Genomic DNA, 26,633 nt, shown 5'->3' with positions numbered 1-26,633 from the left:
ATCACTCTATTTGAAATGCGATGTTGCATTTTGAGTTCTTTAAATTTGGAAAGCCATATTCCTCTAATCGATTTAGAGTTTTTTGAATAGATTCGGTTATATTGTTTTTGCTAATAGGTAAATTGCTTATGATATATATAATACCGCTAAGTTTTGCCGGATAAATAATCCCGCACTTAGATTTATTATTTATAATACGGAGCAGGTAAACATCATATTTTGTTTTGACATAGAAATCAAACTCTTGATTATCATAAATCTCCTCCGGAATCAGGTGGACCGGAGCTATGATACAGTCTTTCATTTGAAAGCTATCACTCCCAAAATGTGCTTTACAATTGTGTTTGCGCTTTATTCTTTCTATCCATTCAGTAATCATTATCATACCCATCGTCACTGTCTATAATTTTTACACCGTCTATTGCCATTTATCATCTCTCCGTTCACAATTCTAATACATTTCTTAACAAGTGCTGCTTATTTAGTTTTGCTTACTTATAGAAAGGTTAATGTAATCCTTTTAACTTCTTTGTAATATTGATTCATTTCAAATAAAATCTTAATATTTTTATATTGCACACCTTCCATATTCTCTTGCTCTGTTTTTGGAGGAGCAACTCCTAGTATTTCATAAGGCTCTTTCCATTCTCTCCGTTTATCAAAAACAAGATCAATCCATACCGGTTCAATATATATTTCTTTTGCATCATCTATAATTGCTTTGATAATCGTTGCCTCAAGCAAAGAACATGATGAATCCGATAAGTTTTTAGCTTGTAAAGTTATATTTGTAAACTCATATTGATTATCACTTTTAAAAACATAAGCCTTACTTATTTCCCCCGGTTGCAAAATGATGTTTTTTAATTCTTCAATCGTTCCTTGCTTTATAATAAGGTTTTTAAATAAACAATCTTCAAATGTATCACTACCTAAAATAAAAGACTTCCCAATATCTGCATGAAATGTAAATCCATTCGGATTATCCGAATGCGTTTTTAATTGCGGTTTCAATTCCTTACAAATATCTTCATAGGATTTTATGTTAAGCCCATCTTTTTTTACTTCAGAAATATCTTGATATATCATGCTATCATTATCGGCAACACCTTTCAGTTTGATGCCGTCAATATCCATTCGTATGTTTAGTAATCTCTCATCAATAAGCATCGGATGTTTTTTAGAAACGAATGCAATAAATTCCATCGCTCTATCATAAGGAACTTTCAATTCTTCAAGTGAATGTACTTTCGTATAGTATATAAAATTTATAGGGATTTCCCAAAAAATCTCATCATTACCAAGTTCATAATTTTTTTTGTATTCCTCAATGATATACTCGCCGAAAATCTCATCAAAATTCGTTTTTATAGATGGTGATGTCATGGAAAGAGGATCACGGGAAACAGTATAAAAAATTATGAGATCGGGATATTCATTTAATGTCACAAGCCAGCGGCGATAATATTTATCTTTCTTAATGGTATATGCATCCTTACCAAATCTATTATCCAAATATTTGATTATCATTTCACTATCTTCTTTAATATGAGAACAGGCATTTAAAAAAATTACACTGCACACAATACATAATAAAATGACTATTGGTTTAAAAATATTCATATACATTCTCCTTTTATGTTTGCATCAAAGTTGTTTTCTTTCTCTTGTTTTTCAATAAGATAATACAGCTTATTCCATCTTTTCCTATTGCTTATTTATAAGAGAACAAAAAATACTTGTATGAGGTTTCCTCTCTCATTTTGCCGACTCAAAGAACTATTTTTATAAGTTTATATTCTCAATCATCTGTTATAATTTATTTTGTCTAAAAGAATAGGAGTAGGATTTAATAATACCCAGAGAACCGAAAGTTCACGCAAACGCTCTGTTATAACTTCTTCATCCTCACCGTTTGCACGTATGCTTGAAATCAGCTCTTTGGTCTCTTTCAGTTCTTCCTCAGAAAGCGGTGTACCTGAAGCAAAATGATTTGGCAGAGAATTAAGCATATTTCTATAATCTTTATCCCAGTTTACTCCGCCATTTCGATATAGCTCATCCTGCACCCTGCCTGTTATACGGATAACTTCTCCCTGTACTGTTTTTGCAGCTCCGGTTGAAGGAATCAGCATCTCCCAGAGTTCATCGTATTGTTCTCTCCAAGAACCCGTCTTTACAATAATAGGATAAACGCCGTCATGTATTTTACGTTTTGGAGCAGGCTTTACATCAAATAGTGTATAGAGTTTCTCAAGTCCCGCTTCTGTTTCAGCCAGAGAGTCTTTATTAAAGTTTTCTCTGTGAAATTCAAAATCCTTACCGATTATTTCAACTCTTTCCGCCATTTCAGGCACTACATCAGCGCCCGCCTTTATTAACATTTCTGCAATTTCCGCTGCCTGTACAATATTAATATTCCTACAAGTAGCAAGGACTTCGGCTAGCGGAGTTCGTCCCATATCATCTTTTGCATTAACATCTGCACCTTTTTCAATCAAAAAACTTACTATCTTAGGCCGGAAAAACCCTGCTGCCGTATGCAGAGGTGTACTCCCATATGTATCAGGTTTTTGTATATCTCCTCCTAATTCATACAGCAGTTTTACAGTATCTCTGCCCAGAGTGGCATGTTTATATAATGGTGTACGCCCATAATAATCGAGTGTATTTACATCTAAGCCCTGTTCTACGAGCCAGATCACAAGTTCATCAGGAACACCGCCATAATGAAGCGCCGTATTGAGGCTGTATCTGCCGTTATGAGCGGTAAGCTCACATTTATCATAGACGGCTTTAAGTGCTTCAACATCTCCTGCTGTAATCAGTTCATCAAAATTTTTAGGTAAGGTCACTCTTTTTTTTGCCATTTTTCTTCTCCTTATATTTTCTTACCCTTCCATATCGGCTGACACAATCCCCTTCTTAGGGCTGCCGCAAACTGTTATGCTATGTTCGAAGAAAAGGTCGTCATCATCAAAATAGGCAGAAAATGAACCGCCTGATGTCATACAAATTGAATTGAGGCTAATTCTTTTTGCAAAACTTTCTTCTGTAATTTCAGCAGCTTCTTCTTCAGATTCTGCCCATTCGCAGGCAAGTTTGGTAAGCTTTTTTGCCGCAAAACTACGCAGGTCCACGTCCCATTTTTCCTGTTCTGACACCATTGTTTTCAGAGCTTTTTTAGCCTTTGTTATTCCTGATTTATTATCCTTATCTACATCTAATGTAATATTTATTTTTCTATTCTGCCAAATAATACTTCCTTGAAAACTTTTAATTTGTTTATCATAAATCAGTTCACCTAATATATCATCTTGTAAAATTATAGGTTTTCTATGCTCTGCAAGTATTTCTTCCAATTCCTTACAAGCCGCATTTTTTTCAAGAACTTCCACAACTAAAAAATGTTTTTTTGCCGGCAATGCACCGTTTGGAACTTCCTCAGGAAGCTTTGCACGCACCTTTAATTTGTAAATGGTTTCGTCTTCAAATTGATATGGCAAATTTTCTTTATCTGTGACAGGAAATACTATACGCCCTTCTTCTTTATGCAGTTCACCTGTTTCACAGTCCACATAAGCTAAGAAATAAGCAGCCCAGTCCCAAAAACCGTTTCTCAAACTTCCGCCGCCGCCTTCGTGTCTTAGAACAATAATCTCTTTTTCCTTTTTCTCAAAAGAGTCTTCCCATTCTTTTTGTGTCATTTTATTTCTTAGCCGCATGTATTCAATTAATTCCATTAAGTCCTCCAATCAATCCCCTCACCTACATGTTTGATAAACTCATACACATCTGAGGCTATACGCTTCATTTCAATCGAACCCAAAGCTCCCAAATCATTTATATAAATAGTATCATCAGAATCTTTTTTTATAAAGAAAGCCAAGTCACCGTCCTGTCCAATCATAAAAAAATCAGGCTCCCATTCTTCTATCTGATAAGTAGTATTTCTTTCTACCAAATCCGCCTTTGAATATAAAATGATACCGGTATTCTCTATTGTAAATTCTCCATCCTCTCCTATTTCTAATAAAAATTTATCATATAAAGTAGGCAGTACAAAATCCATCTGATTATTCATTGTAAACTTCTCCAAATATTTTCTGTATTAATATTTTTATACTTCTTCTTCGCTTAATTCTCTAAAATTTGAAATATGATACCCAAAATAACATCTTCCGGATTGACCTATAAAAATTCCATGTTCCGGCATATTAGCTATCTCGCCTAAGTAAACCATAGGCATGTCATCAGAAAACGGATATTCCAAAGATATTTCATCTTTAAGAGTAACCAAAGTTTTTTCTTTAATTATGTAAGTGCTCAATTTATCACTCCTTAATATATCTCATAAATAAAATTTTATTACAGTATGAATTAACGAACATGGTCATTTTGTGAAATATCTTTAAACTTTTCTGCAAACCTATCATTCCATATTTTGTAGTCCTGAGCAGGCATATTAACAGATAGGAATTCTAATTTTTCAAGTTCCAAAACGGGCGAATAATCTCCGTTCAATAGCCTAAATCCTGTTGTATGAAGATTTTTAATATTCTTTAAACTTTTTAAAAAATCAAAAGAATCTACTTTAATTATATTTCCCATAGAACTATGAATTCCCAGTTGTTTAAGATTTTTTAATTTGCCCAACGGCGAATAATCCGTTACGCCGGTGAAGTTAGATAATATAAGCACCTCTAAATTTTGTATTTCGCCTATAGGCTGCAAACTTTTTACTCTTGATGAAGCATATATTGAAAGAGCCTTTAAGTTTTTTAATTTTGCAATACACTGTATGTCCGAGAAATTACCCTGAAATATAACGAGTTCCTCAAGTGATGTTTGATTACATATCGCTTCCAATAACTTCTGATTTACAATACCTGTTACTAAAAGCTTCTTAATGTTTGTTTTTGTATTATTAAAATAATCTATCCAGCTTTTTAAAATGTTGTCTCTGTCTTTTTTTAAGGGATATTTTTCTTCAGATAATCCGTAGCAATATAATTTTAAAATTTCTTCTCCTGTATAATCTTTTAACTCTGTAATAGAATTTACTGCCCATTTTGCATTCCAGTTATAGTAATTCATAATTATTCTCCCATATTTACATAACAGTCAGTTCACTACTTGATTTAAACTCCGATAAAGGACTGTTTTATTTCAGACAGCTCTTTTAACTTTCTTTCCAACACCGCCGGATCCATTCCGTTTTTGATTGCAATTTCATAATACTTATCAAATTCGGGATGATTATTTTGTTTTACAACCGTTAAAAGTTCTGCAAAATATCCCCAAACATTATTATAGCTTTTTGTTGAAGTATAATCTTCTCTTTTCGGCATCCACTTGAGTTTTACAAAGAATTTGTAAAGTATCTTACTCCACGTTTCTACATCATCATCATAGCAAAAAAATTTGGTCTCAAACAGACTGCCGAAACGCCTGTCCCAAAATTTTACATTGTCTGGCAGATACCAACTATTACGGGTATCGAGGCATATCAATTCTGTTATTATTCTTTCAAGTATTTCGGATGGAAAACCTCCGGTACAACCGTAACTTCCGGCAACTGAAGTTTGAGCCGCTTCCTCTTTAAGTTCTTCATAGGCTGTGCTGCTATCAAGCAACAGCAAAGCAATTTGGGCACGGTGACCAAAAGCTTTTCCTGCACTCAATATTCTATATTTCTCAATCTCGTTCATAGTTCCTCCAAAATTCTTACATATCTAATAGTTTGTCTGTTAATCGTCTATTGACATACCCCGACGCTTGCATCGGGGTTGTTGATTGTAATTTTCAATCTCTTCTCTGCTCATCCCCACAAGCTCCGTTATCCATACTCCTACAATATCCGAAAGTATAGAATCACAAATATACTCTTCTTTACCGTCAAGATACTTACAGGAAAATATCGGTTCTCTTGTTGCTGCTTTGTAAAATTTCATTGTGACATTCTCTAATTTATCAGGAGAAAAAACAAGCGACAGACTGTTTGCAATATCGCTTCGCACCTTGTCCCAATCCTTATTTTGAGCCTTATAGCGTTCCCTTATTTTTGATATATATCCATTACAATAAGTTTTTAACAGTTCTTTATTTTTATAAATATGTTTACAACTAAAATCAGAAATACAGCCGGTATGGATTAAAAATGTCAATAACTCATCTAAGCTTTCTGCCGCTCGCCCAACTTCACCTTCACTTCCGATAAAGCCTATACTTCCGTCTTCAAGAAAAACATATTCTCCTCCGCTGCCATCTTGTGCAAATGACTTACATCCAAGAGAGTATTCTTCATTATTTTCCAAAAACTGAGTATCTCCTGTTTCCTTATAAAAATAAATATCACATTCATTCATAAGTAGAATATTTAACGGTTCATTTTCTCTGATATATTGTAGTTTATCCATTTTAATTCTTCTCCATAAAATCCTTTTCCTATAATCCGAATTTTTCCCAGTCCTTAACCGATTCAATAACAGGCAGCCAACTGTCGATTTCAAATTTTTCCTGTTCATAGGGTTCAGTATATCCATCCACTATTAATATTCCGCTGCATTGGATATGAGCCTTGCTATTCCTTATTTCAAGAATTTTTAATTTGTATGAAACCATCGGTTCGTGTTCATAAATGTAAAATGAATCTTCTCTGTCATCGCTTTCTTCTATTGTCATTACAGAAAAGGATTCTCCAATTAATTCTGCTGCTGAGTTTTTGTTTGTACCTATCCAATTTATGCAAATAGAAGGTGCTATTGTTTCGCCCCTAAAATTACCTTTAGCAAATCCGACATCCACTGACCATGATGCAGATCCATCTTCTTTTAAATACATCAGACAGCTCTGTCTTCCATTCCAGTCATCTTCAAACGTATGATTTTCTCCGATCTTTAGCATTTGTTATCTCCTTTTCACTGATAGTATATGTCATTCAATGCTGATTTATTTGAAAATTCTTTGTAACCATTTCACAATATCATCCGTCGTTTTATCACACGATAATACCAATTGATTACAGTCAATCTCATCAAGCAATATCACTTCTTTTTTTCGTTCAAAAAAAGTTCTTAACCATAAGATAAACCTTGCATATTCATAAATTCTTTCATCTGAATTAAAGTACTCGATTGCAAATGTACAACGCTTTCGATCCATTCTTAATTCAAATTGATATTGCTCTGAATAGTTCTCCCAGCAAAGATCATACGATCGTGATGAATTACTTACTTCTAAATTGGTGCCCGGATACTTTATTTCAATATCTTTCTTAAATTTTCTCATGTCAAAATCATTATTTTCCGATTCGTTTAAATGTACAAAGATTGTTACAGACATTTTCAGCTCCTCCTCTCATCTCTCTGAACGATTCGTAAAATACATCTATTCATCCTGCAATCAATTCCGATAATTCAAAATCTGATAAAACGGAATCCGTATATAGTTTTCTCAACAAATTATCATCGAATTTCATAGAGTAATATTCTGTAACAAATTCTCGAAATCTTTCATACGTATCGAAAGCATATCCCAATAGCCAATAACCTCCATCATGTTCATCTGTTTGATTTTGGTGAACTTCCCCATCATACCAAATAAAAAATGTCGTTTCCGCCCTTTCGTCTACTGAAAAAAGATTCATCAATTTCTCGTCAAGCCCTTCGTACATCTTGTCTATAATACTTTGATTCCATTCGTCGGCAGCAAATTGGTTCAGACTGTTTTCATGTGCAAAGCCTTTTACCAACACCACTGTTTCCGTAAAGATTACAGATAACGAATCTCCTGCTCCGTTATCAATAACATATTTGAGATTCGAGTCGAGTTTCTTCTTTCTTACCAATCGCAAGTCGTCTTCCGACGGGTCAGTCAAAGCATTATCCAAAATATATAGCGCCTCCAATCTTGTATGCATATTATCCCAATCCATATACTTCATATCATTTCTCTTCCGTATTTCTTTGTTGTATCTCTTTTGTGAAAATAATGCACTGAGAGAACAACCTGATTTTTGAAAATAAGTTTAATCAATTTCTGCAATTATCCCATCAACCAATTCCGTAATACTCGGCGCTGCATAAACCACTTTATCAGGATCATGTATATAGCAGATAATCTGACTTTCTTTTCCCGCTGTATCCGGATCAAAATCCAACATCAAAAAGCAGCTATCACAGTACTCTGCAAACGGAATCCATTTTTTATTAAAAAGATATGGTTTAATCCTGCTATCCTTCATATTTTCAATATCTTCGTTTGTAAAATAATCCGTAAATTCCGTTAAGAGCGCATCTCTGTTTTGAAAATGTTCTTTTGTGCTTGTTACAGCCTGTAAGCTCATCAGATTAAACGGCATTTCTATTTCATCTATAACACAGGGAAAAATGCTTAAATATTTGCTTCCATTTTTATATCGGTAAAGTTCTTTGAAGTCTTCCGGCAAATTTATACCGAGCTTCTCCTCAAAAGCTGATATCTCTTCTTCGGAAGCCCCAGAAATTTTCTGATAGCCGTCCAGATATCCTTCTTCGACAGGATCATCCAAATCCCATTCTTCAAAATGCTCACATAGATACTTTTCTATCTGTTTAATCTTGTCAATTAGTTGCATAACTTTTTCCTCACTTTTCCGCTCCGGAGTATGTTGATTAATCCGAAGCGTATTAAAATTATACTATTTTTTATAGTGTTTTTTCTACAGGTTATCAACAATCTCTTTTTTTGATATAATAGTACCGGTAAATAAAGGAGATATGATAAACAGTTCGGCAGAAATTCAGCCTCACTGTTTATCTGACGAGTTTTGTGCTTTGCACAAAACATCGCATTATTATATGTGTGTGCTTTTCGGCACACACTTGAAAAAACTTTTTTCGCAAATTGATATTTGCTGCAAAAAGTTTTTATAGGAGAATTATTATGTACATAAAACCTGAAGATCGGCGTGAAAAATCGAATGCAAAAATAAAGGGAATGGGAATCGCATGTATGGAAGAACTGCCAGCTCCATCGCGCTCGTAATGGCGGTGAAGATTCTCCGAAACGAGAAGTACATCGGTGACGCGCTCCTGCAAAAGACCTATAGATCTGCTTATATAGTATACCATATAAGCATAAGAAAAGCAAGGAAAACCTTGCAAAATAAAAAAAATTTATTGAAGGAGACTTACTAAGTGGCAAACTCGGGATGCTCTCTGTTTTTTGATGCAATTAGCATCTGATTTTTCAATAAAAATATAGAAAAAATGGGTGAAATATGCTATAATGTCTACTAAATAGATTAAAATGTGGCAAGGAGGGATAGTGATGGCAAATCTCAATGTTGCTGATGTAATAAAAGAGTTAGATATTTCTAAGTCATACTTATATAAATTAATAGATAAAGAAAACATTTTAATTCCGAGAAGTAAAACAGGAAGATACTTTTGGGATGAAAATACTGTTGAAACTATAAAAAGTTTTTTGCACATAGATGGTTTACAAGATAAGGATGACACAGATTCTTTAATATTTAAATTAGGATTAAAGCAGTCATTCATAAATAATAGACGATATTTAGGAAATAAGTATTCTCTTTCCGATTTTATAAGAAAAACAGTTGATGAAAATTGTAAAGGTGTAAATATTGTTATTGACATATTTAGTGGAACCGGTGCAGTTGCGAATACTTTTAAGGATAAAATGCTTATCACAAATGATTTACTGTATAGTAATTATATTTCCAATTATGCATGGTTTGGATATGAAAAATATTCAAGCAAAAAGATAATTGAGCTTATATACGACTATAATCAAGTTAAAACAAAAGAAAATAATTATATGCGAGAAAATTTTGCAGATACATTCTTTTCTTCTGATGATTGTAGCAAGATAGGATATATAAGAGAAGATATAGAAGCAAAGTATAAAAACAAAGAAATAAATTTTAAGGAATATGCAATATTGATTACATCGCTTCTATATGCAATGGATAAGATTGCAAACACAGTTGGACACTACGATGCATATAGAAAAAATGTTGATTTTGAAAAAAAATTAGTATTGAATGTTTTATTACCTGAAGAAACGATAAATTCTAATAATGCTTGTTATAACCTTGATTCAAATGAGCTGATAAAAAATATTAAGGGTGATTTGTTGTACTTGGATCCTCCATATAATTCAAGGCAGTATTGCGATGCTTATCATTTACTTGAAAATGTTGCGAGATGGGAAAAACCTGAAGTTTATGGGGTTGCAAGAAAGATGGATAGGACTTCACTTAAAAGTGATTATTGCATGATTACGGCTACAAAAGCATTTGAAGAACTTATTGAAAGGGCTGATACAAAGTATATATTACTTTCATATAACAATATGTCTGACAAGGGAAATGATAGGTCGAATGCGAAAATATCAGATGAAGATATTATGAGAATTCTTAGTAAAAGGGGGAAAGTCACTATATTTGAATCAGACTATAAAAGTTTTTCGACTGGAAAATCAGATATAAAGGATAATAAAGAAAGACTATTTTTATGCGAAGTATTTGGCAAAGAAAAGAAGAAAATGAATATATCTTGTCCGTTTAATTATACGGGCGGAAAATTTAAATTGTTAGAACAGCTGAAACCTTTATTTGCTGAAAAGGAAGTATTTTTAGATTTGTTTGCCGGAGGAGGAAATGTTGGAATAAATTCATCTTCTTCAAAAGTTATTTTTAATGATACGAATGAAAATTTGATAGATTTAATTGAATTTATAAAAGACACTGATACTGATGCTTTATTAAAACAAATAGACAATATTATTGAGGCGTATAATTTATCCAATACATCATTATATGGGTATTCTTATTATGATTGTGATAGTAATAGAGGCTTAGCCAAATACAATAAAGGAAGATTTCTCAAGTTAAGAGATGATTTTAATGCTAAAGTTCTTGCTGGAGAAATGGATTATCCAATGCTGTATGTACTTATGGTGTTCTCTTTTAATAATCAGATTAGGTTTAATCGAAAAGGACTTTTTAATCTTCCGGTAGGTAAGAGAGATTTTAATTCCAAAATGAGAAGTAAACTTGTATTATTTTCTGAAGAATTAAAAAGTAAAGATGTTCAGTTTATGAAAAAGGATTTTAGGGAGATTTCATTAGATGATTTTTCTCATGAGACTTTTATTTATTGTGATCCTCCTTACTTGATTACAAATGCAACATATAATGAAAATGGAATGTGGACTGAAATAGAAGAAAAAGCTTTGCTTGAATTTTTAGATGAAGCTAATGAAAAAGGCTTTAGCTTTGCTTTGTCTAATGTTTTGGAAAGTAAAGATAAAAGAAATGATATTTTATATAATTGGATTGAAAGTAAGGGGTATTACTGCAATCGTCTGAATAAAAGTTATTCAAACAGCAATTATCACAGAAAAAACAAGAATAGTATATCCGAAGAAGTTTTAATTACTAATTATTCAGTTGATTGGAGGAATGAGTAAATGGCTAATAAAAGTATTCCTTATCAAAGTTTTTGTTGGGTTATAGGAACTACAAGTTTTAGAACTGCAAAATTAAATTTAAAAATTGAGGCACAATTGTTACTTCTTGATGAGTTTTATAATGAAGTCATAAAGAAATCAAGGTGGAATTGGAATAATGAATTACAAGAAAGATATTATGATTTTATGAAAGATAGAGCGTTCCTAACAGGAGAAGCAAAAAGAAAAGATAAAGATGCGAGAGAAAAAACATCAGGACTGGTTGATATTGGGTTAATTACAGAAGATAGATTGATTACGGAAGCAGGAAGAGAACTGCTTAAAATAACAAGCAGTGGGGATTTTGAAACTAATAATGTGTTTAACATTAACAGAGATAGCTTTATATATCTAAAACAGCTTCTTAAAACAAGTATAGATGTAAGTGGTAGTATCGTCAGACCTTTTATTGCGGTTATAAAATGCCTGACTGAACTTGAGCTTTTAAGCTATGATGAATTTACTTATTTTGTTCCGTTAATTAGAGATGACGAAAGTGCAAAACAAATTATATCGGATATTAAATTATATCGAGAAGGTAAAATTTTGCCGGAAAAAATAATTTATAAGAGGCTTATGCAAATGGATAACTATAAATTTGCTAGGGAAGAATTTATAGCCTCTGATGTTGATGAAAATTTAATATGTTTAGTCGGAATAAATCGTAAAAGCAGAAGCTATGATAAGCCTTACTATAAATTGTATGAGAATTTAAAGAAGGTATTTCTTGATGGCGAAAACATTTATGAATCACTATTAAATTCTGCAAAGAATATAAATCAAAAAACTGGAACATTGTGGAGAAGTTTACTATTTAAAACAACCAATATTGGTGTTGTAAGAAAAAATGGGAAGTCTTCAATTCACAAACAATGCCCATTTATAAACTGTAAAAATGAAACAGAACTAAAAGAAGTGTTCTTCAAATATTTACATGTTTTTAAAGCAATGGCGACTTTATCTGATTATTTTGATTTAAATAGAAGATATTTTAATATTACAGATACTCTAATTTTTGAAGATTGTATGATTAAGTTGGATATGATTCCAAAGTATTATTTTAAAGAAATTATTGATGTTCTGTATACAGAAACTTTTAGTAGAGATAATAATCTCAGAGCTGATGCCTCACTTGAAACTATATCAAAAGCATTCAAGTTAGATATTAGCAAAGTATATGCAGCTTTAAGTAAAGATTTAAGAATTACAATTAAGAGTCCGGAACAAGCTGCAACTTATGCAAATGATGAACGATACAGAAGATTTAATACTTTGATTGATAAGAAATTTAACGATTCTGTGCTTGTGGAGTTGTTAAACTGTTTTGAAAAACGTGATGATGAAAGGATTGAAGAACTTGTTACAGATGAGGCTGCAATACCAACTATCTTTGAATATATTTTGGGAATTATATGGTATAAAGTAAGTGAAAGACAAGGGAATATTTTGGACTTCATGAAGTTATCATTAGACGCTAATTTATTGCCTAAGACACATGCAGCCGGAGGTTATGCAGACATTATATATGAATATGAAGCATGCACTTCTTATCCTAAACATTCGCTATTACTTGAAGCAACTCTTTCAGATGGAAATAATCAAAGAAGAATGGAAATGGAGCCTGTTTCAAGACATTTAGGAGATTATAGGATTAGATTTAATAATCCGTTTGATTACAGCCTGTTCGTTAGCACATACTTAGATAAAAATGTAATTTCAGATTTTAGGTATAGAAAGATAATTCCATATACCAGAGATGAAGAAACCATTACAGGAATGAAGATTATTTCAATGGATACAGATTCTCTTAAGAAGATAATTGAAAATAAAGTTAAGTATAAGTATTTATATGAAGTTTTTGATAAATATTATGAAATGCCATTAGAGACGGTAGATTGGCATGATGGGATGATAAAAGAGGCTACTGTGGAGTATGAAATTAGTTATTAATTAGGACAAAAATTATTATTATAAATTCATTAATGATAATACAAATAGATAAAAGGTTTGTTGATGGAATAAAGAAAAATTATGGCTATTGAAATTTATAAAATATATTTATTATGGAGAATATAATGTGAAAACTTTAAGAATATACTCATTTTTTTCGGGTGCTGGATTTTTAGATCTAGGATTTGAAACAGAAGGATTTACTATTGATTTTGTAAATGAATACAATAAATCTTTTTTGGAAGTGTATAAGTACGCAAGAAAGAATATGGAATTTAAAGAGCCTAAATATGGTTATTATTGTGGTGACATTAATAATTTGTTAAAAGATAAAGGTAAAAAGCATCTAAGTTCATATATAAGTTCGAGTAAAAAAAATGAACTGATTGGTTTTATTGGCGGCCCACCTTGTCCAGACTTTTCAGTTGCTGGAAAAAATAAAGGTATAATCGGCACTAATGGAAAATTAACTAAAAGTTATAAACGAGCTATTCTTTTATATGAACCAGACTTTTTTGTCTTTGAAAATGTTAAGGGCTTGTGGAGCACGAAGAAACACAAAGAAGAGTACAACAAGTTAAAGAGGGCTTTTTCAAGAAAAGGGTATGTACTTGTAGACAGGGTTATGAATTCTTTAGAATATGGAGTTGCACAAGAAAGAGAACGTGTGATTCTATTTGGCATAAAATATAGTCTTTTGAGTAATGATAAAGGTACTGCTAGAAGTATATTGAAATCTAATTTCAATTGGGACATAGACAAAAAATATACCATAGATAAAATTAAAAGTATTAGATGGCCAATAACAACTGATTTTAATATAGAGAGTGAATTGCAATGTCCTGCTAATGTAGTGAATGAATTAACTATTGAATATTGGTTCAAAAAGAATGATGTATATAAACATTTCAATTCGAATGATTATTTTGAGCCGCGCTCTATGAAACGCTTCAATACTATCCAAGAGGGTGATGTTAGCAAAAAATCATTTAAGCGTCTTCATCGTTGGAGGTATTCTCCAACAGCCGCCTATGGCAACAACGAAGTTCATTTGCACCCGTACAAGGCTAGACGATTATCTGTAGCAGAAGCTTTGGCGATTCAATCTTTACCAAAAGAATTTATATTGCCTAAAACATTATCTAAAAGTGAAATGTTCAAAACTATTGGAAATGGAGTTCCTTATTTGATGTCAAAAGCAATAGCGCATAGCATAATGGATTTTTTCAATAATAATATAGATGAGAGGGATAAAAATGTCTTACACGATTGATGAAATTAAACATGATTTAATTAGTTGTGATGCGAAACAATTTTATATGAAACATATTTTAAGATCTGACAATTGGTATTTTGAGAATGTTCTTAGTATTCCACAAAATAAAATAATAACTGCCGTTGATGATTTTAAAATCATTGTAAGCGAAGCTATGGGAATAAGTTATAACAGCATAATGATGGTTGGTAGTGGAAAAACAGGCTATAGCCTTTCTCCAAGAAAATGTCTTAAGGAATTTACCATTGAACCGATAGATGAAAACAAATCAGATATAGATATTGCAATTATTTCTCTTCCAATTTTTGATAGACTTTGGAGAGGCTTTAGAAAGGCATATGATATTACTAATAAGAGACATTATTCTTTTATATCAAGGGAGATATATCGTGGATACATAAATGATAGGAATATAAATTTAATTGAGCCATGTCGCATGTTTTGGAAGGATATAAGCATAGAGGCTACTAAGAAGTTAAAACAAAATATGTATTTTAAACATGAAATAAGTTATCGCGTGTATAGGAGCTGGGAAGATTTCGAAGAATATAACTTAGAATCATTAGCTTTATTGAAAGAAGAGGTAAAACAAAATGCCAAATAATTTTTCACGAAATTCAATTAAAATAAATGATATTTATTCAAAATTTAATGATGAAGAATGGATTATTGATAAAACATATCAAAGAAGAAAAGTTTGGGGAATTAAAGATAATATCCGTCTAATTGAAACAATTTTGTTAGAACTGGTAATTCCTGAAATTTTTATATGGGATTGTGATACGGATCCAACAACTGGAAAAACGATAACACATATAGTTGATGGACAGCAAAGAATTAATGCTATATTTGAGTTTATTCAGGGAAAATTCAAATTACAGAGTAAATATCTAATCTCACCTGATATACAGAATTTATATGGGGATTTGACTTTTTCCCAATTGCCCGATGACATAAAAAAAAGAATATGGATATATGAAATTTCGGTTGTAAATTTAAGTAATACATTCTCATTAGATGAGATAAAAAATATGTTCTATAGATTGAACTTGACTGATTATAGTTTGAATGAGCAAGAAAAGCGAAACAGTATGGATAGTGTATTTGGACAAGCGGCGGAATCATTGGCTGACTTGGATTTTTGGACTAAGCATAAAGTATTTAGTCCAAGAGATATTAGAAGGATGGGTGATGTTGAGTATTGTAGCAATATTTTACTTTTGTGTAGAGAAGGTATTGTGGATCAAACGAAACAAGAAGTCTTGGATCAAATATATACAGATTTTGTGGATGAATATCCAGATCAAGATAAAGACTTAAAAAAAATCAACGAGGCAATAGACTATATAGATGTTATTATTACACCTGAAACAAAATCATTTTCAAATAAAAAGGTACAGATGTTTACATTGTTTGCACTAGCATTTGATTTTATAGATAATGAAATAGTAATAACTGATGAAATTAAAAAAAAATTCGTTCAATTTGTAAAGACATATAACGCCTTTAAAAATGAGTACGAATTAAATTTATCTACAGAGGAAGAACGAAAAGTTTTTGAAATGATAAAAAAATACAAATTAGCCTCTTCAGAAGGAGTGAATAAGATATCCAATCGAATGATAAGATTTGAGGTTCTAAAAAAAATATTATTAAATATTGAGAATATAGATGTTGGCGTTCTTGCTTCTATTGAAAAGAAATGCAATGAGCAGGTACAAGAATAAAGCAAATTTCTCTGAGAATTATATTTAAAAGCACGATAATTCAAAAAATATCACTTTCAATAAAGCTGAAAATATAAATAAATGTAACAAATATTATTTTCAGTGCTTGCAAAAAATTAGATAAACAGAAATAAAACGGATAATAAGGCTAAAGCCGATAACAAAAACCTTGATTTTATGCCGTTTATACAAAACGACATCAATGAACGTATCGAGTTTGAATAACGAAACAAATATGTTTCTGCAATGAAACTGTTGAAAACAGTAGGTTTTATCGATTAAGCGGCGCAAAAAGACTCCCCCGTGATACTATTTTGATACTAAAAGAAAGAAAAAGTAGGTTCTAAAGGGAGTTGTTGAATTTAGGTGAATTGTTTAAAAAGCCTTCCATCGTTTATGGTGGAAGGCTTTTGTGGAAATCATAATAGGCACTTTATAATATTGATGAGGAGGAAGATGATAAATGAGTTATACACTCTCTTTGTTCACTGTTGGTACAAAACAGAAAGAACAGCAGTCAGCACAACCGGATTTTTTTGAAAAAGAGTAAAATACGGAAAAATTTATACCTGAGCAACAATCAGCATTGGAAAACCGTTTGTTAAAATATCAGTATAAACCGGTAGGGAATCGCAGTGGCGGAAAAATATTTGAATATCCCGATTTTGGAGAAGCGTTTTTGATAGACAGTGCATTGTATTTTTCAACTTTTATGGTGTTTTTCTAGCGGTTGTCAACAATCGCAGCTTTTGCTATAATGGCTGAGTAAACAAAAAATGGGAGAATTATTATGTACATAAAACCTGAAGATCGGCGTGAAAAATCGAATGCAAAAATAAAGGGAATGGGCATTGCCTGTATGGAAGAACTGCCCTTGCGGGAATCATCAAAAGAGGCGAAGCTTAAAAGCTTTGAGGAAATCTGTGACAGGGCCATCGCATGTCTTTTGTCGATTCAGTTGGCCGAAGACATTCATAATGAACAAGGGTATGAAGAATCGAAGGAGCTTTTTTTAAGTTTGCTTGAAAAATACGAAGTATCGGACTGCCTTTTGGAAAAAGAAAAACGGCTTTTTGACGGAACATACAGTGAACAGGATGTCATCGATGTCTGTTGGACTTATGAAGCTTATTGGTCGCTTCTGTGGGCTTTGGGTTTGGTCGAAGATATTTCCTATCCGAATGACATCTGTGATGTGGAACGTGCGATAAAACTGGTCGGCGACACTGACGGGAAAACTGCGTTTAAAGCACAATGCAGGTTACGAGGGATAGAGGAAATACTGGATATGCTCGATCTTCACTATCGTTATCATTGGGCAACGGAAGAAAAGCGGCTCCGCCCCGAAACGGAAATCAAAGACTTAAATCCCGATGTTTTAATGGAACGAAAGCGCGGACTTGAATGGCTTATTTCCGAAGAAAACGATTGGTTCGATATTTCGATGGATACATAATAATTATTGAATAGTATATTATTTATCAGTGTATATGTCCATAGAAAAAATCTAATTTTTTGATATACTGAATAATAGGAGATTAAACTATGAAAAAAATAGAACATCAATACTTCGGTCAGTTGAATCTTGCAACAACAGATGATGTGGAAGTAATTTGGGAAAAAGAGATTCAGGGGATAGACACATGGCTTTGGCTCGACAAAAATGTAGAACTGTCTACTGGCATACTCGACCTTTATGCACAGTTTCTTGAGAACATAGACGATAAAATAAAAGAAGCAAGAAAAGCACTTATAGCATATTTAAAAGATGACAGTTACTATATTGATTTTCATATTGAAGAATGCGGACTCGAAGATTTGCCGAGTGATATTACCGAGTTTGTAAGTAAAATGACGATAACAAATGTAGGCTTATGGATTGACACTGAAAAGCTGCACATCACAATGGATTTTATGATTGCACATGATGAAAGCGATGAAATACTCTGTGTAAAATTCGGCGAAGATGCAAAAATTATTTCCATTGATTGGGAAAGTTAATATTATTTAATTACTAGGTTTGCAAAATTCCGTTTTTTGATGTATAATAAATAAAATAAGGTAGGTGTAACATGAAAAAAATAATATTGACTATTTTAATTATATTTACATCCTTTTCTGTAAATATATCTGCAGAGGAACTGAATATCCAGAAAAATACCATAAGCATTAGTTTTGATTTTAGTAAAAAATTAAGACTTGCGAGTAATCAATTTGCTGTATGGGTCGAAAACGAAAACGGAATGCTCGTAAAAAATTTATTTGTTACCGATTTTACAGCAGGAAAAGGTTGGAAAAAAAGACCTGAAAGTTTGCCTTCATGGAGAAAAGCCGTAAAAGATGCCGACATAGATGGAATAAGCAGTGCGACTCCTAAATCCGGAAAGATTCAATTGCAATGGGATATCAAAAATGAAAACGGGGAACCGGTAGAAAAAGGTATCTATAAAATATTTATTGAAGCAAATATAAAATGGGAAAATACCGTCTTATTTACATGCGAAATAAAGGTAGATGACAATATTACAATAGGCGAAATTACAGAAAAAATCTCGGGAAAAGATTATAATAAACAAACCTTGATAAAAAATGTAGAAATAAAATAAATCAAGACAAACCTCTTTTGAAATATCCAAAATTGTATTGATACCTTGGAGATTTTATAAATGAAAATCTGACGGTAGAAGTCATTATGGAAACGAATAATATAATAAACGGGCTAAAACATTTATCTGAAGGACTATTCCTACCCGAAGAATGGATTGATTGGTGGAAACAAAATGAAAAATTTGCAAAACAATTTTTGTCGCCGCGGTGGTATTTAAAGATAAAACCTAAGATGTCACAAGGTTTAATGGGTGCCGCACTAATATCTCAAAATTCGGCTCGTGAATACTTAAAATCTATAAATCAATCTTATAACGAAAATTCACAAGTCAATTATATGGAAGGATGGAGAAAGCAAATAGATGATATCTCCTTGAACTGTGACAAAGTTGATATTATTGATTTTGACTTGAAATTTACCAAATTGAAGCAAAGTTACCCTAACTTGTTTGCCGTAATAAAAAAACACTTATTGAAAAGTGATGTTGTGGAAAATAATTTAACAGAAGAAAAATTAACCTCATCATTCTTTTATAAATTATTACATAGTGATGTGATTACATTTTTTTATTGTATTTCGCAATTAAAAATGGAAGGTATTCTTATTGATTTTGATATGTTAGAATTACGGGAGGAATATATTAAAATTGGGGAATTGTGGCTGAATAGTGATGGGGATGAGTTATATATCAGACCATATGAAGCTTCTGTATATTTTCATGATATAGGGAAAAATCAAATACATATTATAAATAAATCATTTAACTTATTTATTGAAAATGATTTGAGTCGTTTTGTCTATGAAAATGCATTGCCTAATACTTTTTCATGTTTTTCAAATCAACAACCCCGATAAAAAATTAAAACATTATTTTTAAGGAAAGAACAAACTATGATTTATGTTAAATTCTATAGCAAAACTAAAGATTGTTTTTTAGAGGACATCAACAGAAAACCAAGTACCGAGATTGAAAAAATAATAAGCTGCGACGCTGACATTATCTATCAATCTCCTTATACAAATAAGATTATTTGGGCTGCAAAACGGCTGGACGAAAATTGTGTACGCATAATGGTATTCGATAAAGCTGCAAACAAAATTGCTTCTATAAAAATGGAAGATGAATTGAGCGATTCAGATATAGCTTTTACAAGTTTAAATGAAGAAAATCGCATAGTAGTATCCTTTGCAGCAGGACAGGACAGCTCTCAAGATTATTGCATAGAATTAACTCAAAATGAGATGAAAATAATATATAAGTTTCCTAAAAACTTATCGTATATGTTTAGCTTCGATAAGTATGCTTTGCTTGCTGATTTTTACAATTCAGCTTTTTTTAAAATTTTTTCCTCGGATTTTACGCCGATTGCTGAAAAGACATATTCTTTATTTAAAGAAGATTCATTATCCAATGTACAGAAAATCAATGATAGTTTTGGAATATTTTGTACCACTGAAGGGAAGTGCTATGTATTTAATTTATCTACACTTGAATTAATTGATGAGCTTATTATTGATTGTAAAACAGGTGATTTAGAAAAAAATTGGACTGTGAATGCATTATTTCAAACAAGGGATGAGATGATATTCCAATATCGCAATTATAAGAATGGGAAAGAAAGCATTGAATGGATCAGCGCAGATAAATTATATTTAGATAGACTTATCAAAGAACAAAAACTGTGATATAATTAAAAAAAAGGATAAATTATGAAAGCTAAAAGCGGAGATGTATACTGTGTGTATAATTCATATTTAAAAAAATATACTGCGTGCCAAATAACCAAGATAGAGGAAGGTGATAAAAAGCCGAAAGCAGTGCTGCTCTGGTTAGATTGGTCGGGTGAACAGCCTCTCAAAGAGGAAGAATTACCTTTACTAAAGCCGCTTTATCAGGACTTTATGTACTGGAAACGTGGTCTGCATCTTTGTAATGTTGATGTCATGGTGCCTGCGAACCATATGTTAATCGGTAACATGCAGCCATTAACCGATGAAAGTACAAATACCTATGCAAGGTCTTCGGGAAACGGATACGAAGTATATCGTCAACTTAAATGGCAGGAGATTCCTAAAGAGCAAAGAGATGCTTTTAAAAAAGCGGAGAGCAGTAAGGAAAAAATTATATTTGCCGGAAAAGAAAGAGCGGTTTCCAAACATCGCATACATGATGATGTTCCTTTTGAAAATGCGCTGGAATTAAAAGTCTTTCCATGCTTATCCTATTTAGCATGTAAAAAATGGCATACCGGTTTATATGAATATTTACAATCATGTCCGTTTTTAGATGAGCTGGTACTTGAAAATCATCAGCAAAAAAAATTGGATTTTTCCAATGCGCATTTGCACAAACTTTCTATTGATATGAACGGCGTGGAAGACCTTTATCTGAATAACGAATTGGAAGAACTTATTCTGTTAGGTGAAGTAACAAATAACTGTAAAATACATGCTGTTGAAAACGGAGCTTTATTACTTTTAACAGCAACTAAAATAGTGCCTAAAATACAGGGGCTAAAAGACTTGGGCAAACTGCATTGCTCAGAGATTACAGAACTTGATGTAGCCGAGATTCTAGAAGCATACCCGATGCTGAAGGAATTGCGGCTATGGGGCAAACCCGGTATTCTTTCTAACCTTTCTATGCTATCCCAATTTACAAAATTGGAGGGCTTTACCACGGTTGATTTATTCGGTTTTTCTGCCGAAGATATTCCGGAGCCGGAATGTTTACCTAACTTACATTGGTTTTGGATGAGCAGCCTGCCGGAAAATGCAGCCAAAAAAGCTAAACAGCTTTATAAAAAGAGAAAAGAAGAAGGGCTTGATCTTTGGATACAAAAGCCGCGAAAACCGGAATGGTTGGCGCAGAACCTTGACAATCCGTTCCGCTCATGGGACGGACAAGAAAATATTTCTGCAGCGAATGCCAAGAAAGCAGCCGATTTATACAAAAAAACAAGAGCTGAAATCCTCAAATTGGAACAAAGCTCGCCGCTCGAAGCAGCACGGACTGCCGAAGCTTTGGTTAGGACATACACCGAAACCTTTAATAAGATGGACAAACGTAAATATTTTATTGAAACAGTAGAAAGAGAGGATATCTATTGTGCTCTTACAGAACTTTTAGATTTAATATCGCCTTCTCTATCTATCAATAAAGAAAAGCTCTTGGAAATTTTTGATACGACACGGGATTTTTAGGATAAATAATGTTTCCGAATTATTTGGACGGCGCAACTATTTTAACGATTACTCACTTAGCCGAAGATTCTGAAAATGAATTTGTAAAAAGATATTCGCAATGATAAATTATATTTGGATAGGATTATCAAAGAACAAATACTATGAAATTAATAGAATTGCTAACAAAGTTTAATAATGTGTTCGGCAGAAATAAAATCGATTTAGGAAATTGTTCTTTTATCCGAATGTATGAAACTGGAAGAAGAAAAATATAAATTTAACACAAGCGATGATGACGAAGAGCCTTTAGAAAATTTTATTGATGATACGGAAGGCATTCTCTCGCATTGCTTAAGCACAAAGCAAATTGAAGATTTTATATCATTCTTTTTTGGTTAAAAATATGAGAGACATAAAAGAGCTGCATAAAATAATTACTGGAGGTGGAAAAAACAAATGAAGACAACGCTTTTTCCAAATTGGACATTAGATGAAATAGATAAAACGGGCGCAATTTCAGAATATTTTTATAATGAAAAAATGCCTTTCACCGAAGAGACAATGATTAAGTGCCTTAAAATGAAGCGTAATAAATACGAAATCTATTGGGCTGTTTTAGCTCTGCGTATTCTAGGAACGCAGAAAGCAATTCAATATTTAAAAGAAGTTAGCACTTATAAAAATTTAGATGTGCAGGGTTCAAGCGTTTTAACGATTGCTTACTTAGCCGAGGGTTCTGAAAATGAATATTTGGCGAGCCTCTTGTTAAATAAGGATTTCAAAGCAAAATGGTATGCCGTTGTTGCCTTCAATCACAAACCCGACGGTAAAGCTGTCCCTTATGCAGCTGAGTATGGGGTTAAGACAATCAAAAGTTCGAAAAACAAACCGGAAGCGGGTTCTTTAATAGTTGAGTATCTTGCGAGATTTGCATCGGAAAATGAACTTGCAAAAAAGATATTCGCAAGGATAAATAAAGATTTCGAGAATCTTTCTCCCAAAGAACAGGAAGTTTTCACAGTAAATTTTCCGCATATCTTTAGAAATTAACATGAATAAAATTGTAACTACAACAGTAATGGTAATTTTTACTCTTTTAATTTTTACAGCCGATATAGTGTTAATCACAAGATTTTTCACACTGATAAAACAAAGAAGATATAATGATTTGGCTCCTCTTTGGGGCGGGCTTCCCGATTTGTTTCCGAAAATTGAAAATAAATATCTTAAAACTTTTTTGAACTACATCATGCTAAATATTGCGGTGTATATCATCGGGTACTATTTCCCAAAGACAGGAGTTTTTACCGGAACTCTTAAATTTTCTTTTGATATTGTTATCGAGGGGTATAGATTTTTAGTATCGTTTATAATAATGAATTTGTTTTTAGCTATTAGTCAGCTCACAAGAAAAATAAAAATTTTTCAACAAAATACAATTTCGGCTAAAGTATACTACATTGAACTTATCATCATTCCCATTATTGTTATTTTTTCTCTTTATTTTTTTGACAGCGTTTTCAAAGTATTTACAAAGTATTATTTTGAATTATCTATGGAGTAACGATATGACAAAGTATTCAAAAGAAGCATTAGATGAAGCATTGCTGCAAGCGCAAAGCAATGATATTAGCATGAGAAGAAAAGGGATAAAGTTTTTAAGACAAGCCTCTTGTTTGGAAACGGGTACGAAGAATACCTATCCGATAAGAGATTGGTTTTCTGAAACTACAAATTACACAAAGCTTTTTAAAATAGTAAAATCAGAAAAAGATCCGAAACTGTTATGGGAATATTTATTTTTGATTAAAACATATTGTGAGCGTTATATTGATTTAGCTTATTTGGTAAAAGATTCTCAAAACTTTATCTCAAAAAAAGAAAACACAGAATTCAAAATAAAGGCTTGTGAGCTCGGAGAATTATTTTTAGTGCATCAAGATGCCTCTGTACGGCAAGCTGCAGCAAGCCTGCTTTGGTATTTAAAGAAAACTTCCGAAGTTTGGCCTGTAATCATAGAACTTATGCAGAAAAAACGGGATTATATAACGCTTTCTCATATCGGCATAATGATTCGCAATTGTTATTCACTTTTGAATGATGATAAAATTATTACAGACTCTTTTGAGAATACTGTGACGAAGGAAAATCTTATTTCACTAAAGGATGCAGAAGCTTTAAAAGAAGCTGTATCATTTTCATTGGAAAAAACTCCTAAGGCTGCAAAAAAAGCCGGCTTTAATTCCGTATCTGAAACACTGGACAATATAATTACAGCACTTACAAAAACGGTAAAAAAATGATAAGATAAACATTATAGGAGATAAAATATGAATGGAGAATTATATCTAAAAAAGGGTCTTCTTCAACTAAACAAAAAATTGTATGATGAAGCATTGGAGACTTTGAATAAGGTAATCGAACTCGATGATGATCTTGCCAGTGTTACATCTGCAAAATGTATTTTAGGTGAATATTATTTTATTCATCAAAACTATGAAAAATCAAAAGCATTTTTATCATGGATTTGTGATAGGCAGGATGAGCTTGAAGAAGAGTTTGACGATTTACTTTCACAAGAAATTGATACTGCGTCTGTGCTTATGGAGATGATTGAAAAATATAAGCTGTAAAAAGCGGCGGATGCTAAGGAGGACGATATCGTGGATAACGAAGTAAAGTTATTTGAAGATAATAAAATACGCTCCGTTTGGGATAACGAAAAAGAAGAGTGGTATTTTAGTGTTGTGGATGTTGTGGGAGCCTTAACGGACAGCCCTAATCCCAATAATTATTGGAAAGTTTTAAAAAAAAGGTTGAAAGATGAAGGAAATGAGTTGGTTACAATCTGTAACCAACTGAAAATGAAATCTCCCAAAGATGGGAAAATGTATAAAACCGATGCAGCCGATATGCAAGGCATATTTAGAATTATCCAATCTATTCCGTCACCATAAATACACAGGGAGTAATATTGTATGAAAAACAATTCTTATATTCATAACTTAAAAATAGAAGATGTACCTTGGCATCGGCTTCCTACAACTTATGGAAGAGCGACCTTGTTTCCTCAATATTTTGAAATATTGGAAAACATGCAGGACACGGATAAAATAGAAAATGCATTGTATGAAATAGCAATAAATATTGAACATCAAAGTACTCTGTGGTATGCAACTCCGTTTGCTCTTATATTTCTTACAAGAATTTTTATGAAAGCTTTAACTCAGAGCGGTACAAATAAGAATGCGCACTACATTGTAGAAGAACTACTGGAAGACTTTGCCGTAATAGCTGAGAGTTTTTGTGAAGGAGATGAATTGGAGCATGCGGCTCCCTTACCTTTTTTTGAAGACATGTTAAAGGAAGAATATTTATGGTCTGAAGTTTATAATGAAGATGATGATTGTCTCCGGTATGAAGATGAGAATGTTTTTCCTGATAATCTTTTTTACAGTTTTTATCATTATTCTTTTGAAGTATTAAAAATATATCGGGAAGAATTTATTAAATTAAAAGATACGGAATTTGCGGTAAGAGCAAAAATACTTTCTTCATGGTTTTAAAAAGGTTTATAAATAGATGCAAAGCTTTGGCAATTAAAATTATACTATTAGGATTTGAAAAATGGGCGAAACTATTATCCGTATGGAAAACGTTACAAAATTATATGAAATGGGTGAAAGCGTCGTGCATGCCCTGCGAGGCATAAGCTTCAGTATAGATCAGGGAGAATTTGTTTCGATAATGGGTCCGTCCGGTTCGGGAAAGTCTACCTGTATGAATATGATAGGCTGTCTTGACCGGCCGACAAGCGGTATATTGGAAATCGGCGGAAAAGAAACGGCAAAGATGACGGAAAAAGAACTTGCTGTGCTGCGTAATAAAACGATCGGCTTTGTGTTTCAGCAGTATCATTTGCTTCCAAATATGACGGTTTTAGAAAACGTTATGCTTCCGTTACGCTATCAGGGGCTGGAAAGAGCGAAACGCATTGTACTTGCAAAAGAAGCTTTGGAGCATGTTGATATGGGCGATAGACTTTCCCACGGTCCTAATGAACTTTCCGGCGGGCAAAAGCAGCGTGTTGCCATTGCTCGTGCGATGGTAACAAAACCGTACATTATCTTGGCCGATGAGCCGACCGGTGCTTTGGACAGCAAAACGGGAGCTCAGGTTCTTAGCCTCTTTAAAAAAATAAATGAAAGCGGAACGACAATTGTTATTGTTACCCATGACCCTGGAATCGGAGCAAGTACGGATCGATGTATAAAACTTTTTGACGGAAATATTCAGTCGGATGAGCATCAGGTTCCAGAGATGCTAATCTGAGAATATCGGCTGAAAGGATTAAGTATATTGAAGC

The 26,633-nt window shown here is 32.6% G+C and carries 33 protein-coding genes and 1 pseudogene; 21 read left to right on the top strand and 13 right to left on the bottom strand.

Going from position 1 to position 26,633, the window contains the following annotated elements; all coding sequences use genetic code 11:
* Position 1: 1 nt before the first annotated feature.
* From E4N74_RS12840 to E4N74_RS09915, 13 genes are all read right to left on the bottom strand, one after another.
* Positions 2-391, bottom strand: a complete 390-nt coding sequence (locus tag E4N74_RS12840; RefSeq protein ID WP_338113358.1) for a hypothetical protein — start codon at positions 389-391, stop codon at positions 2-4.
* Positions 392-495: 104 nt separating this feature from the next.
* Positions 496-1,623, bottom strand: coding sequence for a hypothetical protein (locus E4N74_RS09970; RefSeq protein WP_255817479.1), 1,128 nt, complete (start codon positions 1,621-1,623; stop codon positions 496-498).
* Between the two features lie 182 nt (positions 1,624-1,805).
* Positions 1,806-2,870: an ankyrin repeat domain-containing protein gene (locus E4N74_RS09965; RefSeq protein ID WP_255817477.1), complete on the bottom strand. Its 1,065-nt coding sequence runs from the start codon at positions 2,868-2,870 to the stop codon at positions 1,806-1,808.
* Between the two features lie 21 nt (positions 2,871-2,891).
* Positions 2,892-3,743, bottom strand: coding sequence for a DUF2262 domain-containing protein (locus E4N74_RS09960; protein WP_255817475.1), 852 nt, complete (start codon positions 3,741-3,743; stop codon positions 2,892-2,894).
* Complete coding sequence (locus E4N74_RS09955) at positions 3,743-4,084, bottom strand: hypothetical protein (protein ID WP_255817473.1); 342 nt, start codon at positions 4,082-4,084, stop codon at positions 3,743-3,745. The genes E4N74_RS09960 and E4N74_RS09955 overlap by 1 nt, the downstream gene beginning before the upstream one ends.
* Positions 4,085-4,120: 36 nt before the next feature.
* Positions 4,121-4,330: a hypothetical protein gene (locus tag E4N74_RS09950; RefSeq protein WP_255817471.1), complete on the bottom strand. Its 210-nt coding sequence runs from the start codon at positions 4,328-4,330 to the stop codon at positions 4,121-4,123.
* 50 nt (positions 4,331-4,380) lie between these two features.
* Positions 4,381-5,097 (bottom strand): leucine-rich repeat domain-containing protein, encoded by a 717-nt coding sequence (locus tag E4N74_RS09945; protein WP_255817469.1) that lies wholly within the window; start codon positions 5,095-5,097, stop codon positions 4,381-4,383.
* A 44-nt stretch (positions 5,098-5,141) separates the two neighbouring features.
* Positions 5,142-5,711 (bottom strand): hypothetical protein, encoded by a 570-nt coding sequence (locus E4N74_RS09940; RefSeq protein ID WP_255817467.1) that lies wholly within the window; start codon positions 5,709-5,711, stop codon positions 5,142-5,144.
* A gap of 39 nt (positions 5,712-5,750) precedes the next feature.
* A complete protein-coding gene (locus tag E4N74_RS09935) occupies positions 5,751-6,419 on the bottom strand; it encodes a hypothetical protein (RefSeq protein ID WP_255817465.1) in 669 nt (222 codons plus the stop codon).
* A 28-nt stretch (positions 6,420-6,447) separates the two neighbouring features.
* A complete protein-coding gene (locus E4N74_RS09930; protein ID WP_255817463.1) occupies positions 6,448-6,906 on the bottom strand; it encodes a hypothetical protein in 459 nt (152 codons plus the stop codon).
* 45 nt (positions 6,907-6,951) lie between these two features.
* The gene (locus E4N74_RS09925) at positions 6,952-7,344 is read right to left on the bottom strand and encodes a hypothetical protein (RefSeq protein ID WP_255817461.1); all 393 of its coding nucleotides are present in this window, start codon (positions 7,342-7,344) and stop codon (positions 6,952-6,954) included.
* A gap of 49 nt (positions 7,345-7,393) precedes the next feature.
* Complete coding sequence (locus tag E4N74_RS09920) at positions 7,394-7,945, bottom strand: hypothetical protein (protein WP_255817459.1); 552 nt, start codon at positions 7,943-7,945, stop codon at positions 7,394-7,396.
* Between the two features lie 84 nt (positions 7,946-8,029).
* Positions 8,030-8,617 carry an SMI1/KNR4 family protein gene (locus E4N74_RS09915; RefSeq protein ID WP_255817457.1) on the bottom strand — a complete coding sequence of 196 codons (588 nt, stop codon included), beginning with the start codon at positions 8,615-8,617 and terminating at the stop codon, positions 8,030-8,032.
* Between the two features lie 142 nt (positions 8,618-8,759).
* On the opposite strand from E4N74_RS09915, the gene E4N74_RS09910 reads away from it, so the two are divergent.
* The 21 genes and pseudogenes from E4N74_RS09910 (at position 8,760) to E4N74_RS09810 (ending at position 26,599) form a co-directional block, all read left to right on the top strand.
* Complete coding sequence (locus tag E4N74_RS09910; RefSeq protein WP_162472560.1) at positions 8,760-8,915, top strand: hypothetical protein; 156 nt, start codon at positions 8,760-8,762, stop codon at positions 8,913-8,915.
* Positions 8,916-8,925: 10 nt separating this feature from the next.
* Positions 8,926-9,009 (top strand): annotated as a pseudogene (locus E4N74_RS09905) (DUF4272 domain-containing protein); the annotation flags it as partial.
* A gap of 303 nt (positions 9,010-9,312) precedes the next feature.
* The gene (locus E4N74_RS09900) at positions 9,313-11,481 is read left to right on the top strand and encodes a Dam family site-specific DNA-(adenine-N6)-methyltransferase (RefSeq protein WP_255817452.1); all 2,169 of its coding nucleotides are present in this window, start codon (positions 9,313-9,315) and stop codon (positions 11,479-11,481) included.
* Entirely contained in the window at positions 11,482-13,470 is a 1,989-nt protein-coding gene (locus tag E4N74_RS09895) for an AlwI family type II restriction endonuclease (RefSeq protein WP_255817450.1), read from the top strand.
* 127 nt (positions 13,471-13,597) lie between these two features.
* Positions 13,598-14,743: a DNA cytosine methyltransferase gene (locus tag E4N74_RS09890; protein ID WP_255817448.1), complete on the top strand. Its 1,146-nt coding sequence runs from the start codon at positions 13,598-13,600 to the stop codon at positions 14,741-14,743.
* A complete protein-coding gene (locus E4N74_RS09885) occupies positions 14,727-15,350 on the top strand; it encodes a hypothetical protein (RefSeq protein ID WP_255817446.1) in 624 nt (207 codons plus the stop codon). The genes E4N74_RS09890 and E4N74_RS09885 overlap by 17 nt, the downstream gene beginning before the upstream one ends.
* Positions 15,340-16,473 carry a DUF262 domain-containing protein gene (locus E4N74_RS09880; protein WP_255817429.1) on the top strand — a complete coding sequence of 378 codons (1,134 nt, stop codon included), beginning with the start codon at positions 15,340-15,342 and terminating at the stop codon, positions 16,471-16,473. Before E4N74_RS09885 ends, E4N74_RS09880 begins: the two co-directional genes overlap by 11 nt.
* Before the next feature lie 790 nt (positions 16,474-17,263).
* Positions 17,264-17,929 (top strand): DUF4272 domain-containing protein, encoded by a 666-nt coding sequence (locus E4N74_RS09875; RefSeq protein WP_255817428.1) that lies wholly within the window; start codon positions 17,264-17,266, stop codon positions 17,927-17,929.
* An 89-nt stretch (positions 17,930-18,018) separates the two neighbouring features.
* Positions 18,019-18,474, top strand: coding sequence for a DUF2004 domain-containing protein (locus E4N74_RS09870; RefSeq protein ID WP_255817426.1), 456 nt, complete (start codon positions 18,019-18,021; stop codon positions 18,472-18,474).
* A 71-nt stretch (positions 18,475-18,545) separates the two neighbouring features.
* The gene (locus E4N74_RS09865) at positions 18,546-19,079 is read left to right on the top strand and encodes a DUF2271 domain-containing protein (RefSeq protein WP_255817425.1); all 534 of its coding nucleotides are present in this window, start codon (positions 18,546-18,548) and stop codon (positions 19,077-19,079) included.
* Positions 19,080-19,165: 86 nt separating this feature from the next.
* Positions 19,166-19,936 carry a hypothetical protein gene (locus E4N74_RS09860; protein WP_255805139.1) on the top strand — a complete coding sequence of 257 codons (771 nt, stop codon included), beginning with the start codon at positions 19,166-19,168 and terminating at the stop codon, positions 19,934-19,936.
* 36 nt (positions 19,937-19,972) lie between these two features.
* A complete protein-coding gene (locus tag E4N74_RS09855) occupies positions 19,973-20,767 on the top strand; it encodes a hypothetical protein (RefSeq protein ID WP_255817424.1) in 795 nt (264 codons plus the stop codon).
* A gap of 24 nt (positions 20,768-20,791) precedes the next feature.
* Positions 20,792-22,285, top strand: a complete 1,494-nt coding sequence (locus tag E4N74_RS09850; RefSeq protein ID WP_044977827.1) for a gliding motility protein — start codon at positions 20,792-20,794, stop codon at positions 22,283-22,285.
* A 231-nt stretch (positions 22,286-22,516) separates the two neighbouring features.
* Positions 22,517-22,666, top strand: coding sequence for a hypothetical protein (locus E4N74_RS09845; RefSeq protein ID WP_010693363.1), 150 nt, complete (start codon positions 22,517-22,519; stop codon positions 22,664-22,666).
* Between the two features lie 57 nt (positions 22,667-22,723).
* Positions 22,724-23,317, top strand: a complete 594-nt coding sequence (locus E4N74_RS09840; protein WP_255817422.1) for a hypothetical protein — start codon at positions 22,724-22,726, stop codon at positions 23,315-23,317.
* Position 23,318: 1 nt separating this feature from the next.
* Complete coding sequence (locus E4N74_RS09835) at positions 23,319-23,831, top strand: hypothetical protein (protein WP_255817421.1); 513 nt, start codon at positions 23,319-23,321, stop codon at positions 23,829-23,831.
* Positions 23,832-23,835: 4 nt separating this feature from the next.
* Complete coding sequence (locus E4N74_RS09830) at positions 23,836-24,570, top strand: hypothetical protein (protein ID WP_255817420.1); 735 nt, start codon at positions 23,836-23,838, stop codon at positions 24,568-24,570.
* A gap of 27 nt (positions 24,571-24,597) precedes the next feature.
* Complete coding sequence (locus E4N74_RS09825) at positions 24,598-24,900, top strand: hypothetical protein (protein WP_255817419.1); 303 nt, start codon at positions 24,598-24,600, stop codon at positions 24,898-24,900.
* A gap of 30 nt (positions 24,901-24,930) precedes the next feature.
* Complete coding sequence (locus tag E4N74_RS09820) at positions 24,931-25,224, top strand: BRO family protein (protein ID WP_255817417.1); 294 nt, start codon at positions 24,931-24,933, stop codon at positions 25,222-25,224.
* A gap of 21 nt (positions 25,225-25,245) precedes the next feature.
* The gene (locus E4N74_RS09815) at positions 25,246-25,833 is read left to right on the top strand and encodes a hypothetical protein (RefSeq protein ID WP_255817416.1); all 588 of its coding nucleotides are present in this window, start codon (positions 25,246-25,248) and stop codon (positions 25,831-25,833) included.
* A 61-nt stretch (positions 25,834-25,894) separates the two neighbouring features.
* Positions 25,895-26,599, top strand: a complete 705-nt coding sequence (locus E4N74_RS09810; RefSeq protein ID WP_255817415.1) for an ABC transporter ATP-binding protein — start codon at positions 25,895-25,897, stop codon at positions 26,597-26,599.
* Positions 26,600-26,633 lie beyond the last annotated feature (34 nt).

Source organism: Treponema putidum, from assembly GCF_024401155.1.
In the GTDB taxonomy this organism is placed as follows: Bacteria; Spirochaetota; Spirochaetia; order Treponematales; family Treponemataceae; genus Treponema_B; species Treponema_B putidum.
This window is presented reverse-complemented; position numbering and strand designations above follow the sequence as displayed.